At 71.0% G+C, this 15,041-nt stretch carries 12 protein-coding genes; 8 read left to right on the plus strand and 4 right to left on the minus strand.

The features are described 5' to 3' along the window. The first annotated feature begins 32 nt into the window (after positions 1-32). From ACIBSV_RS17065 to ACIBSV_RS17100, 8 genes are all read left to right on the plus strand, one after another. Entirely contained in the window at positions 33-1,325 is a 1,293-nt protein-coding gene (locus ACIBSV_RS17065; RefSeq protein WP_395863662.1) for a Gfo/Idh/MocA family protein, read from the plus strand. A gap of 156 nt (positions 1,326-1,481) precedes the next feature. Beyond that, on the plus strand, positions 1,482-2,741 hold the full coding sequence (locus ACIBSV_RS17070; RefSeq protein ID WP_395863663.1) for an ABC transporter substrate-binding protein: 1,260 nt from the start codon (positions 1,482-1,484) through the stop codon (positions 2,739-2,741). A gap of 130 nt (positions 2,742-2,871) precedes the next feature. Then, complete coding sequence (locus ACIBSV_RS17075; RefSeq protein ID WP_395863665.1) at positions 2,872-3,777, plus strand: carbohydrate ABC transporter permease; 906 nt, start codon at positions 2,872-2,874, stop codon at positions 3,775-3,777. 2 nt (positions 3,778-3,779) lie between these two features. Beyond that, entirely contained in the window at positions 3,780-4,742 is a 963-nt protein-coding gene (locus ACIBSV_RS17080) for a carbohydrate ABC transporter permease (protein WP_395863667.1), read from the plus strand. A 9-nt stretch (positions 4,743-4,751) separates the two neighbouring features. Beyond that, entirely contained in the window at positions 4,752-5,825 is a 1,074-nt protein-coding gene (locus ACIBSV_RS17085; protein WP_395863669.1) for an NAD-dependent epimerase/dehydratase family protein, read from the plus strand. A 123-nt stretch (positions 5,826-5,948) separates the two neighbouring features. Continuing rightward, a complete protein-coding gene (locus ACIBSV_RS17090; RefSeq protein WP_395864067.1) occupies positions 5,949-6,968 on the plus strand; it encodes a dihydrodipicolinate synthase family protein in 1,020 nt (339 codons plus the stop codon). Continuing rightward, positions 6,952-8,013, plus strand: coding sequence for a hydroxyacid dehydrogenase (locus ACIBSV_RS17095; protein ID WP_395863671.1), 1,062 nt, complete (start codon positions 6,952-6,954; stop codon positions 8,011-8,013). Before ACIBSV_RS17090 ends, ACIBSV_RS17095 begins: the two co-directional genes overlap by 17 nt. Before the next feature lie 52 nt (positions 8,014-8,065). Continuing rightward, the gene (locus ACIBSV_RS17100) at positions 8,066-8,917 is read left to right on the plus strand and encodes a fumarylacetoacetate hydrolase family protein (RefSeq protein ID WP_395863673.1); all 852 of its coding nucleotides are present in this window, start codon (positions 8,066-8,068) and stop codon (positions 8,915-8,917) included. 135 nt (positions 8,918-9,052) lie between these two features. Here ACIBSV_RS17100 and ACIBSV_RS17105 read toward each other — a convergent pair whose 3' ends face one another. The 4 genes from ACIBSV_RS17105 to ACIBSV_RS17120 form a co-directional block, all read right to left on the minus strand. Further along, on the minus strand, positions 9,053-9,448 hold the full coding sequence (locus ACIBSV_RS17105) for a RidA family protein (protein ID WP_395863675.1): 396 nt from the start codon (positions 9,446-9,448) through the stop codon (positions 9,053-9,055). 658 nt (positions 9,449-10,106) lie between these two features. Beyond that, positions 10,107-11,831 (minus strand): Cys-Gln thioester bond-forming surface protein, encoded by a 1,725-nt coding sequence (locus ACIBSV_RS17110; RefSeq protein ID WP_395863677.1) that lies wholly within the window; start codon positions 11,829-11,831, stop codon positions 10,107-10,109. Positions 11,832-12,169: 338 nt separating this feature from the next. Next, positions 12,170-13,627, minus strand: coding sequence for an APC family permease (locus ACIBSV_RS17115; protein ID WP_395863679.1), 1,458 nt, complete (start codon positions 13,625-13,627; stop codon positions 12,170-12,172). Positions 13,628-13,684: 57 nt separating this feature from the next. Continuing rightward, the gene (locus ACIBSV_RS17120) at positions 13,685-14,995 is read right to left on the minus strand and encodes a zinc-binding dehydrogenase (protein WP_395863681.1); all 1,311 of its coding nucleotides are present in this window, start codon (positions 14,993-14,995) and stop codon (positions 13,685-13,687) included. Positions 14,996-15,041 lie beyond the last annotated feature (46 nt).

Below are 15,041 nucleotides of genomic sequence, written 5' to 3' on the forward strand. Positions count from 1 at the left end.
ATCCGCAACACCCTCGCACCACGGGAAGCACCATGACCTCCCCCAGTTCGACCATGAACACCGGCCGACCGGCCATCACCGACCGACCCGTACGGGTCGCCCTGGTCGGTGCGGGCAACCGAGGCCTGACCTACACCGATTGGATCCATCGGCACCCCGACCGCGCCGAACTGGTCGCCGTGGCCGACCCGCGCGCCTCCGCCCGGGAAGCCTCCGGCGCGAGCGTGCAGTTCGAGGACTGGCGTGCACTGCTCGAGGAACGGATCGCGGACGCGGTGATCGTGGCCACCCAGGACCGCGAACACGTGGAGCCGATCCTGGCACTGGCCGGGGCCGGCTACGCGATCCTCACCGAGAAGCCGATGGCCGCCACCGAGGCGGACTGCCGGCGGATCATCGAGGGTGTCGCCGCGGCCGGCGTCCCGTTCGCGGTGTGCCACGTGCTGCGCTACACGCCCTACACCGACTTGGTGAAGGGCGTCCTGGACTCCGGTGTGCTCGGCTCGATCGTGAGCCTGGACCTGCTGGAGCCGGTCGGCTGGTGGCACTACGCGCACTCGTACGTGCGCGGCCCGTGGAGCCGGGAGGCGGACTCCTCGCCGATGATCCTGGCCAAGTCCTCGCACGACCTGGACTGGATCGGGTACGTCACCGGCTCCCGGATCGAGACGGTGGCAAGCTTCGGCGGGCTCGCGCACTTCAAGCCGGAGAACGCTCCGGCCGGATCGGCCCGCAACTGCCTGGACTGCGCGGTCGAACCCGACTGCCCGTACTCGGGGCCCAAGCTCTACTTCCCGGCGCTGCGCAAGACCGGCGACGCGTGGCCGATCAACCACGTCACCGACGCCGCGCACGGGCCGCGGGATCAGGCCGAGTTGGTCCGAGCGCTGCGCGAAGGCCCGTACGGGCGCTGCGTCTACCACTGCGACAACGACGTGGTGGACCACCAGGTGGTGGCGATGCAGTTGTCCGGCGGGATCACCGCGACCTTCACGATGACCGCGTTCACCGAGCAGACGCACCGCCAGGTGCGGATCTTCGGCAGCCACGGCTGGTTGCGCGGCGACGGCGAGCAGGTCACCGTGCACACCTTCGCCGACGACCGGGTGGTCACCCACGACGCGGGAGCCTCCGGGTCGAACGCGGCGGACGGACACGGCGGCGGCGACACCGCGCTGATCGACGCGTTCGTCACCGCGCTGGCCACCGGCGACCACGCCCACATCCGTTCCAACGGCGTCGACTCGCTCGGCAGCCACCTCGCCGCGTTCGCCGTCGAACGCTCCCGACACGGCGGCAACACCGAGACCGTACCCGCGAGTTGAGCGACGCCCCGTTCGGTTGAGCAACCCCCGAGCCGGTCCGGCCGCTCGAGCCGTCCCGCCCCCGCCGCCTCCCGGCGGGGGGCGAGCGGTCGGGCCACCGCCTCGGTCCTTGAACTGACACCCCGTCAAACCCCGCTGTCAGGAGACGCGACCCCCATGAGAAGAAGCATCCGTCCGCGTACCGTCCGCGCGATCGCCCTCCCGGTGCTCGCCACCGCCCTCACCGTGAGCCTCGCCGCGTGCGGCGGTTCCTCCGGCCCCGGCTCGGGCGGCAAGTCGATCACCACCTGGATGTACCCGGTGATCGCCGACGAGGCGAAGAACAAGGAGTACTGGGCCGGCCTCAGCGACGCGTTCAGCAAGGCCAACCCCGGCTACAAGGTCAAGGTCGAGACCTACCCGTGGGCCAACCGCGACACCGCGCTGGCCACCGCGATCGCCGCGAACAAGGGCCCGGACGTGGTCTACCTGGTGCCCGACCAACTGCCCAAGTACCAGCGCAGCCTGGTGCCCGCGGACGAGTACATGCCCGCCGCCGACAAGGCCGACTACCGCAAGACCGCGCTGGATTCGGTGAGCGTGGAGGGCAAGCCGATGGCGACCCCGCTGCTGACCAGCGCCAACCCGCTGATCTGCGACAAGCGGGTGTTCGCCGCGGTCGGCGAGACGAACTACCCGGCCACCTGGGACGACCTGCTCAACCTGGCGCCGAAGCTCAAGGACAAGGGCTACCAGGCGACCAGCTACAGCGGCGACACCCAGCAGACGCTGAACCTGACCTGGTACCCGATGTTGTGGCAGGCGGGCGGTGACGTGTTCGCCGCCGACGGCAAGTCGGTCGCGTTCAACTCCGAGGCCGGCGTCAAGGCGCTGAGCTTCCTCAAGACCCTGGTGGACAAGGGCTATACGGACAAGGACCAGGTCACCACCACGCCCAAGCTGGAGCAGACCCCGGTGGCCAAGGGCAAGGTCGCCTGCACGTGGCAGAACACCCCGGCCGACGTGGAGAAGTTCTGGGGCAAGGAGAACACGGTCGTGCTGCCGCCACTCAAGGACGTCAAGTCCGCCGGGTACGGCACGGTCGGCTCGTTCGCGATGCTCAAGGGCGCCAACAAGGACGCCGCCGGCAAGTGGATCTCCTTCGTCGCCAAGCCGGAGAACAGCCTCGCGCTGGTCAAGTCCAACGGCTACTTCCCGGCCCGCACCTCGGCCGCCGATCCCTACCCCGGGGACAAGCTCCAGGCCGACGTGGCCAAGACGCTCGACGTGATGAGCGCCGGCCCGCTCAAGGAGAAGTCGCGGGACGTGATGGGCGTGCTCGCGCCGGAGATCCAGGCCGCGCTGATCGGCAACAAGAGCCCCAAGGACGCGCTCAACGACGCGGCCAAGGCGGCGAACGCGCTGCTCGCGCGCTGACCCCGGCCGGGCGGCCCGGCCCCGCGTCCGGGCCGCCCACCCCTTCACCCGCGCCTGTTCCCTCCCGCCATCCGAGCTGGATCCGCTCCCATCCGTTCCCTCATCCGTTCCTCAGCCCAAGGAGGTCCCCGTGGCCGCAGTCGCGGAACAACCCCGCAGGCTCCGCCGACGCGGGCCGCACGCCCGCCGCGAGGCCCGAATCGGGCTGCTGTTCGTCCTGCCCGCCTTCGTGCTGTTCGTGCTGTTCCGGTTCGGCCCCAGCATCGCCGGCGTGCTGCTCGGCTTCACCGACTACTCGCTGATGGACTCGCCGAAGTTCACCGGCCTGGACAACTTCACCCGCCTGTGGGACGACCCGGTCTTCTGGTCCTCGCTCAGGGTGACCGTGCTCTACACGGTGATCACCGTGCCCGGCACGATCATCGCCGCGCTCGGGCTCGCGCTGCTGACCCGGCGCGCGTTCCGCGGGTCGAAGCTGTTCCGCTCGATCTTCTTCCTGCCGGTGGTCACCAGCCTGGTGCTCGCCTCCACCGTCTTCATCTGGATCTTCTCCACCGACGGACCGTGGTCCACGGTGATGGGTTGGATCGGCGGACACACCGGATCCTGGCTGGCCGACGACGTGTTCGTGGTGCCGGCGCTGGCGATCGTGGGCATCTGGTCGCGGTTCGGCTACGGCATGCTGATCCTGCTGGCCAGTCTGCAGAACGTGCCCCGCGAACTGGAGGAGGCCGCGCTCACCGACGGCGCCGGTCCCTGGCAGCGCTTCCGCTACATCATCGCGCCGAGCCTGAAGCCCGCGCTGTTCTTCCTCGCCGTGATCGAGACCACCGCCAGCTTCCAGGTCTTCGACGCGGTGTACGTGATGACCGGCGGCGGCCCGGCGAACGCCAGCTACACGCTGGTGTTCCAGCTCTACGACGCCGGCTTCAAGTACTTCGATCTCGGCTACGCCAGCGCGATCGGCCTGGCCCTGTTCGTGCTGACGCTCATCGTGGCGATCATCCAGCGCCTGGTGATCGGGAAGGAGAAGTGACCATGTCCCTCGACACCCACGAGGTCGCCGAGATCACGCCGCCGCCGGTCGCCGCGGCGAAGAGCGAACCGGCGCGCGCCCGCCTGCGTTTGCGCCGCCGCGACCGCTCCGGTCCCCGCCGCGAGCAGGACACCGTGCCGTACGCGATGCGCGGTACCCGGCGCGGCAAGGTGCTGCGCGGCCTGCTGCTCGGCGTGGTCGCGCTGGCCACGATCTTCCCGTTCTACGCGATGGTCGTGTTGTCCCTGAAGCCCTCCGGCGCGGTCGAGTTCCCGGGCAGCCTGCTGCCGTGGAACCTGACCACCAGCGCGTACAGCGACGTCCTCGGTTCGCAGGACGTCCCCCAGTGGCTGATCAATACGCTCATCTACTCGATCGTCGGCGTGCTCGGCACGCTGCTGCTGTCCGCGCTGGCCGGCTACGCGTTCGCCAAGAAGCGATTCCCCGGCCGCGAGGCGATGTTCTGGTCGTTCCTGTCGATGGTCATGGTCCCCTACCACGTGACGATGATCCCGACGTTCGTCCTGATCGCGAAGATGAACGGCGTCGACACCTACTGGGGTCTGATCCTGCCCTCGCTGGCCAACGCGCAAGCGGTGTTCCTGATGAGGCAGTTCATCCAGGGACTGCCGGACGAGCTGTTCGAGGCGGCCAAGATCGACGGCGCCTCGGAGTTCCAGATCTTCGTCCGGATCGTGCTGCCGCTGATCAAGCCGATCCTGGCCACCCTGGGCACGTTCGTCTTCCTGTGGCACTGGAACGACTTCCTGTGGCCGTTGATCGTCGGTCAGAGCACGGACATGCGCACGCTGACCGTCGGCATCGCCTCGCTGCAACAACAGAACGTGCCGCTGAACGTGGTCCTCGCGGGTTCCGTGGTCGCGTTCGTCCCCATCTTCATGGCCTACCTCGTGGGCCAGCGCTACGTCACCGAAGGCGTGGCGGCAACCGGAATCAAGGGCTGATCTCGCGTCATGAATGAGGTGGCTGTAGCTGTGGCCGAAGCGAAAGGCACGCCCACCGGGCTCGCGTTCCCGGACGGCGAGGCCGCGTTGGAGGAACTCCTCGCGACCCCGTCCGCGGCACTGATCGCGGACCTGGCCGATCTGGAGGGCGACCTGGTCGTGCTCGGCGCGGGCGGCAAGATGGGCCCGAGCCTGTGCCGGTTGGCCCGCCGCGCGCTGGACGCGGGCGGGCGCGGCGAGGTGCGCGTGTACGCGGTCTCGCGTTGGTCGGACCGCGCCGCGGCCGAGGCGTTGGAGGCCGACGGTGTGCGAACCGTCGCGTTCGACCTGATGACCGGCGACCCGGCCGAACTGCCGGACGCGGGCAACGTGGTGTTCATGGTCGGCGCCAAGTTCGGCTCGGCCGGCGCCCCCGAGCACGCGTGGGCGGTCAACGCCGCGCTGCCGGACCGGATCGCGCGCCGCTACCCGACCGCGCGGATCGCCGCGTTCTCCACCGGCAATGTGTATCCGCTGGTGGCCGCGGGTTTCGGCGGCAGCGTGGAGAGCGACCCGGTCGGGCCGGTCGGCGAGTACGCGATGTCCTGCCTGGGCCGCGAGCGGGTGTTCACCCACGCCGCGACCACGCGCGGCACCCGGGTCGCGCTCATCCGGCTCAACTACGCGGTGGACCTGCGCTATGGCGTGCTCGCCGACATCGCGGCGGCGGTGTACGCGGGCGAGCCGGTGGATGTGACGACGGGTCAGGCCAACGTGGTGTGGCAGGGTTACGCCAACGAGGTCGCGTTGCGTTCGCTCGGGCACGCGGCGACGCCGTTCACGGTGAACCTGACCGGTCCCGAGACCGCGTCCGTACGGCGCCTGGCGACGCTGTTCGGTGCCGAGTTCGGTCGGGAGGCGATCGTGACCGGCGCCGAGTCGGGCAGCGCGCTGTTGTCCGACGCGAGTCTGTGCCACGAGTTGTTCGGCTATCCCGAGGTCCCCCTGCGCACACTCGTGGCCTGGCAGGCGGACTGGATCCGGCGCGGGTATCCGCTGTCCGGCAAGGCCACCAAGTTCCAGGTCCGCGACGGAAAGTTCTGAGGCATCGTGATCAACTCCGCAACGGATTACCCGGGTTCGATCGGCGCGGTGGATCCGGTCGACCCGGCCGGTTCGATCGATTCGGCCGGCGCGACCGGTTCGGCCGGATCGCCGCTCTCACCGATCGAGTTGTTGCTCGAAGGCACCGTGATCCCCGCGCATCCGCTCGCGCTGGACGCCGAGGGACGGTTCGACGAGCGCCGGCAGCGGGCGCTGACCCGGTACTACCTCGGCTCCGGTGCGGGCGGGATCGCGGTCGGCGTGCACACCACGCAGTTCGAGATCCGCAGGCCCGAGGTCGGGCTGCTGCGGCCGGTGTTGGAACTGGCCGCCGAGACGGTCGCGCGCGAGGCGGGCCGCCCGGTGGTACGGGTGGCCGGAGCCTGTGGGTACACCGCGCAGGCGGTGGCCGAGGCCGAACTCGCCGCGTCGCTCGGCTACGACGCGGTGCTGCTCAGCCCCGCCGTACCCGGTGCGGACGAACAGGGGCTGCTGGACCGGGCCCGCGCGGTCGGCGAGGTGCTGCCGGTGATCGGGTTCTACCTCCAGGACGCGGTGGGCGGGCGGTTCCTGACCCCCGGGTTCTGGCGCGCGTTCGCGGACATCCCGAGTGTGGCCGCGATCAAGATCGCGCCGTTCGACCGCTACCGCACCTCGGACGTGCTCTCGGCGGTGGCCGACGCCGACCGGGTGGGCGAGGTCGCGCTGTACACCGGCAACGACGACGCGATCATCACCGACCTGCTCACCCCGTATCGGGCCGGCGACCGGCCGCGCTGGTTCGCCGGTGGCCTGCTCGGCCAGTGGGCGGTCTGGACGTCGACCGCGGTCACGCTGCTCGACCGGGTCCGCCGCGCCCGCGCGGGCGATCACCGATTGATGGTCGAACTTCTGGGTCAGGCACCGGAGTTGACCGACGCGAACTCGGCGGTGTTCGACGTGCGCGGCGGCTTCCGCGGCTGCATCGCGGGTGTGCACGAGGTGCTCCGGCGCCAGGGCCTGTTGGCCGGCACGTGGTGCCTGGATCCGGCGGAGGCGCTGTCGCCGGGACAGGCGGAGGAGATCGAGCGGGTGTCGAATGCCTATCCGTGGCTGACCGACGACGCGTTCGTGGCGGAGCACCTCGATGCCTGGCTCGCCTAGTCCGGGCCCGGCCGGTGTGCGGCCCGATCGCGCCGTGGTCGCGCTGGCCGTGCCGCCCGGGCTGCGCGCGGAGTTCTTCGGCACGGCCGACCCGGCCGGTCCGGGTGGGCCGGCCGAGCGGCTGCGGGCGCCGGCCGACCTCGTGCCGGTGGACGATCCCACCGATGTCGAGACGCTGCGCGCGGCCTTCGGGATCGCCGACGTCGTGGTGTCGTCGTGGGGAATGCCCCGACTGACCGGCGAGTTGCTCGCGGCGGCGCCCCGGGTCGGGCTGTTGGCGCACACCGGCGCGGCGATCACGCCGGTGGTGGGCGCGGACGCGTTCGCGCGCGGGGTGCGGGTGACGCAGGCCGGCCAGGGCATGGCCCGGTCCGTGGCCGAGGTGGCGCTGGCCTTCACCCTCGCGCTGCTGCATCAAACCCATCGTTACGACCACGCGTTGCGCGGTGGACGCGAGTGGGAGACGGCCTCGATCGCACCGGCCCGGCACGAGGTGCTCGGCGCCCGGATCGGCGTGGTCGGCGCGTCCCGGACCGGTCGCGCGTACATCGAGGTGACTCGGGCGCTCGGCGCCCGGGTCCAGGTCGCCGACCCCACCCTGAGCGCCGCCGACGCGGCCGATCTGGGAGTCGAACTCGTCGAGCTGGACCGGCTCCTGACCACCAGTCGCATCGTCGCGCTGCACGCCCCGTCGCTGCCGGCGACGCGGCACCTGATCGGGGCCCGCGAGTTGGCCCTGCTCGCGGACGGTGCGGGCCTGGTGAACACCGCGCGCTCGTGGCTGGTCGACGAGCGGGCCCTGCTCGCGGAGTTGCGCACCGGCCGGATCGAGGCCGCGCTGGACGTCTACGACGCGGAGCCGCTGCCCGTGGACCACGCGTTCCGGGCGCTGCCCAATGTGCTGCTGACGCCGCATCGGGCCGCCGGTACGGTCGAGTGTCGCCGACGCCAGGGCGACATCGTCCTCGACGAGGTGGAGCGCTATCTGACGGGCCGTCCGCTCGCCCACGAGGTCGGCCCCGAAGCGCTCACCCGCGTCGGTTGAACCTCCTTCGCAGTTCCACCATCGACACCTTCACGTACCTGGAGAGATCACCGTGCGCCTGATGCGCGTAGGCGAACCCGGCAACGAACGCCCCGTGCTGTTCGCCGCCGACGGCCGCCACTTCGACCTGAGCCGGCTGACCGTCGACATCGACGGGGCGTTCTTCGCCTCCGACGGCGTCGAGCGGGTCCGTGAGGCCGCGGCGGCGGGCACGCTGCCGGAGATCGACGTCGCGGGCCTGCGGGTCGGCGCGCCGGTGGCCGCCCCCGGCGCGATCCTGTGCATCGGCCAGAACTACGCGGCACACGCGGCCGAATCCGGCGCCGAGCCGCCGAGCACGCCGATCCTGTTCTACAAGACGCCGCACACCCTGACCGGGCCCTACGACGACGTGTTGATCCCGCGCGGCGCGGTCAAGACCGACTGGGAGGTCGAACTCGCCGTCGTGATCGGGCGGCAGGCGCGATACCTCGCGTCGCCGAAGGACGCGTTGGCGCACGTCGCGGGCTACACGATCAGCAACGACGTGTCCGAACGCGCCTTCCAGTTGGAGCAGTCCGGCGGACAGTGGTCCAAGGGCAAGAACTGCGAGACGTTCAACCCGCTCGGCCCGTGGCTGGTGACCACCGACGAGGTTCCCGACCCGCAGACGCTCGGACTGCGTTCGTGGGTCGGCGGCGAGAGCCGGCAGGACTCGACGACGGCCGACATGATCTTCGGCGTCGCGTACCTGATCCACCACCTGTCGCAGTACCTCGTGCTGGAACCGGGCGACATCGTCAACACCGGGACGCCGCAGGGCGTCGCGCTGTCCGGGCGCTTCCCGTACCTGGCGGAGGGCGATGTGATGGAGATGGAGATCGACCGGCTGGGGCGGCAGCGGTCGCATTTGGTGCAGGCCTGACGGAGGGCCCGGGTCTGCCGGACGGCGCACGTCCGGCAGACGACACAGGTCCGACGGACGGCGGTCGCCGAGAGCGGGCCGCTCGCGCCGGCCGGGTCGGGTCCGCCCGGCCGGCGCCTCGGGGCGTGGCGGCGGTCAGGGGCGTACGGCGACCGCGTCGACCTCGAACAACATCTCGGGCAGGGCCAGCGCGGCGACGCCGCTGAGCGTCTGGGTCGGCGGGACGGAGCCCCAGATCTCGCCGATCGCCTTGCCCAGAATGGCCAGCTTGTCGGAATCGTGGTCGACGATATGCGTGCGCAGCTGGACGATGTGGCTCAGGTCCAGGCCGACGGCCGCCAGCGCCGTGCGCAGATTGGCGAACGACTCCTCGACCTGCTCGGCGAAGTCGTCGGTGGTCACATGGCCGTCGGCGTCCGACGCGTACTGCCCGGCGACGAAGACGAGTTCCCCGGATGCCACGGCCACATGGCTGTAGCCGAAGTGCACCGGGTCGTGCAGGCCGTCGGGGTTGATGATGCGGTGTGACATGGTCGGGGTCCCTCCGAAGCGAACGGTCGTCGAGTACAGGTCGTCGACGCGGCTGATCATTCCCGAAGGACGTCTCGATCATCGGTGCGGCGCCGCGAACCGGATGTTCCCCATCCGCGTCCGGGGAACGGCCCAACCCCGTGGTGGGGGGCGATACCGAGCGAGGCCGGCGCGGAGCTCTTCACCGACGTCGGCGCCGCCACGCCGGTCGGTCGAGTCGGCCGGGGCGACGAAGTCGCGGCCGTGATGCGGCTGTTCGTCGGCAACGGCTTCATGACCGGCACGGTGATCGACCGCACCGGCGGTGCCAACCTCGCGACGGGCCGCCGACCCGGGTTTCGCGGCCCGGCCTTTTGCCCATGCCGCAGACCGGGCGATCCGGCGGCCCGGCGATATCCGGGCATTACGGCAACGGCGACAGGGAATCGTCACAGCGTGTACCGGTCGAGTTCTCTCGGATTATCGGGCCGCCCCGGTGCGGTCAGGGAAATGAATCGTGCTGTCGACAAAGCACGGATTGCATTCGCGGAAATACGCACGGGAATCGCGGATGGAAACGGCGAGGGCCCCGCCATGCGGCGGGGCCCTCGTGGTCGGGTGGGATCACTCGGTGATCCCACCCGGTTCGGCGTTCGTGCGGTGGTCCGCCTCGACGGCGTCAGACCTCGTGGCGAGCGCGGCGACGGTTGAAGTAGATCGCACCTCCGCCGGCCAGCAGCAGCGCGGCGGCCGCGCCGGCGATCATGCCGGTGTAGGAGTCGTCGCCACCGGTCTTGGCGAGGTCCTTCCCATTGCCCGCGGGAGCGACCGGGAGCCAGGGCACGACAACCGCCGGGTCGTCGGTGCCGGGCTCGACGATCGGCTTGGTCGGCCCCGCACTGCCGGTCGGCTGCGCACTGCCGGTCGGCTGCGCGCTGGTGGCCGGGGGCGCCGAGGTGGTCGCGGGGGCGGACGGGCTCGCGGGAGCGGACGGGGTGGTCGGGGCCGAACTGGTGGCCGGCGCCGAAGTCGTCGGCGGGGCGGACGTGGTCGCCGGCGCCGAGGTGGTCGGCGCGGCGGACGTCGCCGGCGCGCTCGAGGTCGGCGGCTTGGGCGTGCTCGGCGTCGTGGTGGCGACCGGCGGCAGGGTCGTCGGCGGCGCGGTCGTCGGCGGGACGGTCGGCGTCTCGACGCAGTCGAGCTTGCCCGTGTACGTCGCCGCGTAGTTGCCCGGGCCGGACACCGTGATCGTGTAGGCCGTGTCCTCGGCGACCTTGACGAACTGCGTCCTGGTCGAGCTCGGCGGCACGGTCACCGTCGTGCCGTTGACCTTGAAGTCGGCCGGTCCGTCACCGGTGTTCTTCAGCGTGACCGTGACGCCGCCCTGGACGCAGTCCTCCTTGTACGTCGACGAGGGGACCGGAACCGGCTTGTGGCTCCACTTGACCTGGGCCGAGGCACTGGCCGAGAACGGCTGCGAGCCCGCGGTGATCAGGGTCTGGGTGTGCTTGCGGTTCTTGCCCAGGAAGACCCGGCCGATGTTGATGCCGGCCTTGGTGGTTGCCGAGATCTTGGCCTCGCCCGGCGTCTTGGGCGCCTTGACGTAGAGCTCGGTGCCGTTGGCGGCCGAGTCGATCGGCTTGCCGTCCTTGCCCACCAGCGAGGCGCCGGCCGGGACGGTGCCGTCGAGCTTGACCGCGACCGGGTCGGTCCCGGACGTCTTGACGGTGATCGGGCCGACGCCCGGAGTGTCGCTGTCGTTGCCGGACCTGGTGGTCGGCGACAGCTCGAGCGAGGCACCGGGCTCGGCGGACTCACCCTTGTTGGCCGGGCCGGTCAGGTACGCGTAGAGCGCGTTGACGTCCTCGCCGTTGCTGCTGCTCGCGTCGACACCGTTGCTGTAGTGCCAGATCGCCGCCTGGGTGGCCGCGACGGCCTCCGCGGCGTCGAGGTCGTAGAACTTCTTGCCCTTGCGCTCGTGCAGCGGCAGACCCGCGGTCTTGGCCAGCGCGTTGAGGTCGGACGTCTTCGGGTACGAGTTGTTCAGCACCCAGTTGATCTTCGCGACCTTGGCCGTGTCGTTGAGCCAGGACTCCCCCCAGGTGCCCTCGCGGTACTCGGCGTCGTCGCGGACCGTGGTGTCCAGGTCGATGCAGTAGACCAGGACCTCGGGCGTCCCCCGGCGCTCCTGGCTGAGAATCATCAACTCGGTCTGCACGCCGAAGGGGTGGCCCTTCAGGCGCACCGAGCCCTCCGTGTCGTCCACGTGGCCCCGGAATCGGAGCTTGGTGCTGTCGGTGTCGGCGTGCGCGGAAGGCGCCAGGCCGACGACCGCGACTGCGGCCATACCTGTGGCGGCGAACGCCGAAGCCACGCGGGATATACCCCGCTGGGTCCTGAACATGAAAGAAACGACTCCTCATGAAAGGCGGCCCCCGCTGCCCGGGTCTGTCACCGGGGTCCCCACCCCTGGGCCGCCGAACGCAAGAATCGTGGTAACCCGAAGTTTAGTCAATTCACGTCCGGGGAAATCCGCCCACAAATCGAAATTCACCCGACCCACCGCGATACCGCGAAAAACCATTTCTCGCCATTTGCCGGATTCGATGCCGGATGAGGGCGGCCGGTGGCACGCCGACTCCGGCGGGCGACGCCGGCTCGACCCGAGGCCGGTGCGCGCCGCGAGAGACGCGAAGCCGCCGACTCCCCGGTGCGGGGAGGCGGCGGGCGGTTGGGGCGGGGTCAGGTCGCGTCGTCGGCGAAGGTGCCTGCGTGGGCGGCGCGTTGCGGGTCTCGCCGGCGCAGGATCGCGTAGCCGGCGATGCCCACCACCAGCGCGCCGACGAAGACGTACGGCAGCACGTTGAGCGGGGACTCCGGGACCGGCCACAGGTTGCGGTAGAAGACGTAGACCATCGCCGCCGCGCCGATCAGGCCCAGGACCCAGGTGATCGCCAAGGCTCGGGCGCCGGTCTTGCGGACGAACAGCGGTGCGGCGAGGCAGACCAGCACGTACGACAGCATGTAGCCGAAGACGCCGATCGTGTCGATGTAGGTGGTCGCGTCCAGGCCGTCGGTGCCGGCCAGGATCACCGCCACGGTCGGGATCGCGACGAACGGCGTGACCACCCGGATCGCGGCGGACGGGGTCTTGTGGGTCGGGTGCGCCCGGCCCAGGCGCGCCGGGACGACACCCTCCCTGGCCATGCCGAACAGCAGCCGGGCCGCGACCGTGACACAGGCCATCACCACCGCCAGGAACGAGGCCGCGAAGCCCGCGTGCAGGAAGAACTTCAGGAAGCCGAGCCCGGAGAGTTCGGCCAGTTCGTCCATCGGGTCGGCACTGGCCACCAGGCCGTCCGGACCGCCGAAGCCGACCACCTGGGCGTAGGTGGCGAACATGTACAACAGCCCGGCCAGCAGCGCGCTGCCCATCACCGCGCGTGGGATCGCCTTGTACGGGTCGGTCGCCTCCGCGCCCAGCGAGGCCGCGCCCTCGAAGCCGACGAAGCCGAGCACGCCCAGGACCACCGCGAACACCACGCCGTCGAGCGTGCTGCCGCTCAGGGTGAGTTGGTCGGTGTCGAACAGGTCGTTGCCGCTCTTGAAGAACACCGCGAGGAGCACGACCACGATCAGCACGATCGAGACCACCTCCAGCGTCGCCGCCACGCGCGCGGCGGTGCGCACGCTCGCGATGGTCAGCCGGACCGCGATCGCGGCGAGGAGCACGTCCAGCAGTACCTGACCGGCCACACCCGTGAACGCGCCCACACCGATCCCGTCGAGCGCGCGACCGGTGTAGTAGCCGGCGCCGGCCAGCGAGCCGGAGCCGATGCACACCGCGCCGATCAACAGCGCCCAGCCGGTCACGAACGCGCCGGACGGTCCGAGCGAGAGCCGGGTGAACGCGTACAGCGAGCCGGTGCCTGCCCGGCGGCGGGCGAACACGCAGATGCAGTACGCGATCGCCAGCACCGCGGCCATGGCCAGGAAGAACGAGAACCACGCGCCGTTGCCGGCGGACGCGGCCATGCTCGCGGGGGCGAACGCGATGACCGCGCTCGGCGCGACGTTGGCCACGCTCTGCGCGCCCACCTCGAAGCTGGTCACACTGCGTCGGGCCAGGCCGCTGTCGGCCCCGCCGGGGGCCGCGGCACCGGAGGAGGGGGCGCCGGACGAGGCTGCGGATGTGGGCACGCTTGCCGCCTTTCCGGACTTTCCGGCCGAATTGCCTGGGGTGAGAGTAGTCATCGGTCAGCCCTCGCGCTTGGTGGGGTCGTACGCGGACGGGGTGTGGGTGCCCGGTCCGGAGACGGACCGGGGCGCGGTGTACGCCGTGTACGCGTCGTATGCGGCCGAGTCGTAGGCGGCCGATTCGACGGCGGCTACGCCCGGTTCGCCCGGTTCGTACGCCGTCGGTCGGTGGCCGGTGAGCAACAGTTGGCGAAGCGCGCGGCCCTCGTTGAGCTCCGCGAGCGCGTCCCCGGCCTCCTCCAGCGGGCGCCGCGCGGAGATCATCGACTCGACGTCCAGAAAGCCGCCGACCACGAGGTCGACCAGGATCGGGATGTCGCGATGGGGGACCACCGAGCCGTAGTTCGAGCCGAGGATGCGCTGATCGGCCTCGGCCAGTGCGAGCGGGTCGAACCGGGCGGTGCTGCCGGTCGGCGGGAGGCCGACGATCACCGCCGCGCCGCCCTGGCCGAGTGCGGCGATGGCCTGCTCGGTGGTGGCGATCTTGCCGATCGCGTCGAACACGTAGTCCAAGCCCTCGGGGACCAACGCGCGCAGCGCCGCCACCGGGTCGACCGCGCTCGCGTCGATCGTGTCGGTCGCGCCCAGCTTGCGGGCCAGGTCGAGCTTGTCCGCGACCACGTCCACCGCGACGATCCGGCCCGCGCCGGAGAGTCGGGCGCCCTGGACGCAGGACAGGCCCACACCGCCGCAGCCGATCACCGCGACCGTCGCGCCGGCCTCGACGCCCGCGGTGTTGCGGACCGCGCCCACGCCGGTCGCGATGGCGCAGCCGACCAGGGCCAGCGCGTCCAGCGGCGCGTCCTTGCGGACCTTGATCGCGCCGGAGACCGGGACCACCACGCGATCGGCGAACGAGGACACGCCGAGGTAGTGGTGCAGTTCTTCGCCGTCGGTCGAGCTCAGCCGACTGGTGCCGTCGTACAGGACGCCCCGGGGCGCGACCACTTCCGCGACCAGGGAGCACGCGGCGGGGCGACCGGCGAGGCAGTACCGGCAGGCGCCGCAGGCGGGCACCCAGGACAGCACCACGTGGTCGCCGACGGCCAGGCCCGAGTCCTCGGTGTCCGGACCGAGCGCGGTCACCACACCGGAACCCTCGTGACCCAGCACGACCGGCATCGGCACGTCCCACTCGCCGCGCACCACGTGCAGATCCGAGTGGCACACGCCGGCCGCGACCACCGCGACCTCGACCTCGCCCGAGCCGGGCGGGGCCAGGACGAGGTCGGTCATGGTGAGGTCGTTGCCGGGGCGCAGGACCACGCCGCGGACGCGGTCGGCGGGTGCCGGCGAGGGGATGGTGCGCATGACTGCTCCAGGCTGGACGGGATCGCGTTTAGTGGCGCTAAACTTT

The organism is Embleya sp. NPDC050154, from assembly GCF_044460165.1.
Taxonomy (GTDB): domain Bacteria; phylum Actinomycetota; class Actinomycetes; order Streptomycetales; family Streptomycetaceae; genus Embleya.

What these genes read in the sequence shown, in the direction of transcription:
- ACIBSV_RS17065 (WP_395863662.1), top strand. Translation starts at nt 33, where the DNA reads ATGACCTCCCCCAGTTCGACCATGAACACCGGCCGACCGGCCATCACC.
- ACIBSV_RS17070 (WP_395863663.1), top strand. Translation starts at nt 1,482, where the DNA reads ATGAGAAGAAGCATCCGTCCGCGTACCGTCCGCGCGATCGCCCTCCCG.
- ACIBSV_RS17080 (WP_395863667.1), top strand. Translation starts at nt 3,780, where the DNA reads ATGTCCCTCGACACCCACGAGGTCGCCGAGATCACGCCGCCGCCGGTC.
- ACIBSV_RS17085 (WP_395863669.1), top strand. Translation starts at nt 4,752, where the DNA reads ATGAATGAGGTGGCTGTAGCTGTGGCCGAAGCGAAAGGCACGCCCACC.
- ACIBSV_RS17095 (WP_395863671.1), top strand. Translation starts at nt 6,952, where the DNA reads ATGCCTGGCTCGCCTAGTCCGGGCCCGGCCGGTGTGCGGCCCGATCGC.
- ACIBSV_RS17105 (WP_395863675.1), bottom strand. Translation starts at nt 9,448, where the DNA reads ATGTCACACCGCATCATCAACCCCGACGGCCTGCACGACCCGGTGCAC.
- ACIBSV_RS17110 (WP_395863677.1), bottom strand. Translation starts at nt 11,831, where the DNA reads ATGTTCAGGACCCAGCGGGGTATATCCCGCGTGGCTTCGGCGTTCGCC.
- ACIBSV_RS17120 (WP_395863681.1), bottom strand. Translation starts at nt 14,995, where the DNA reads ATGCGCACCATCCCCTCGCCGGCACCCGCCGACCGCGTCCGCGGCGTG.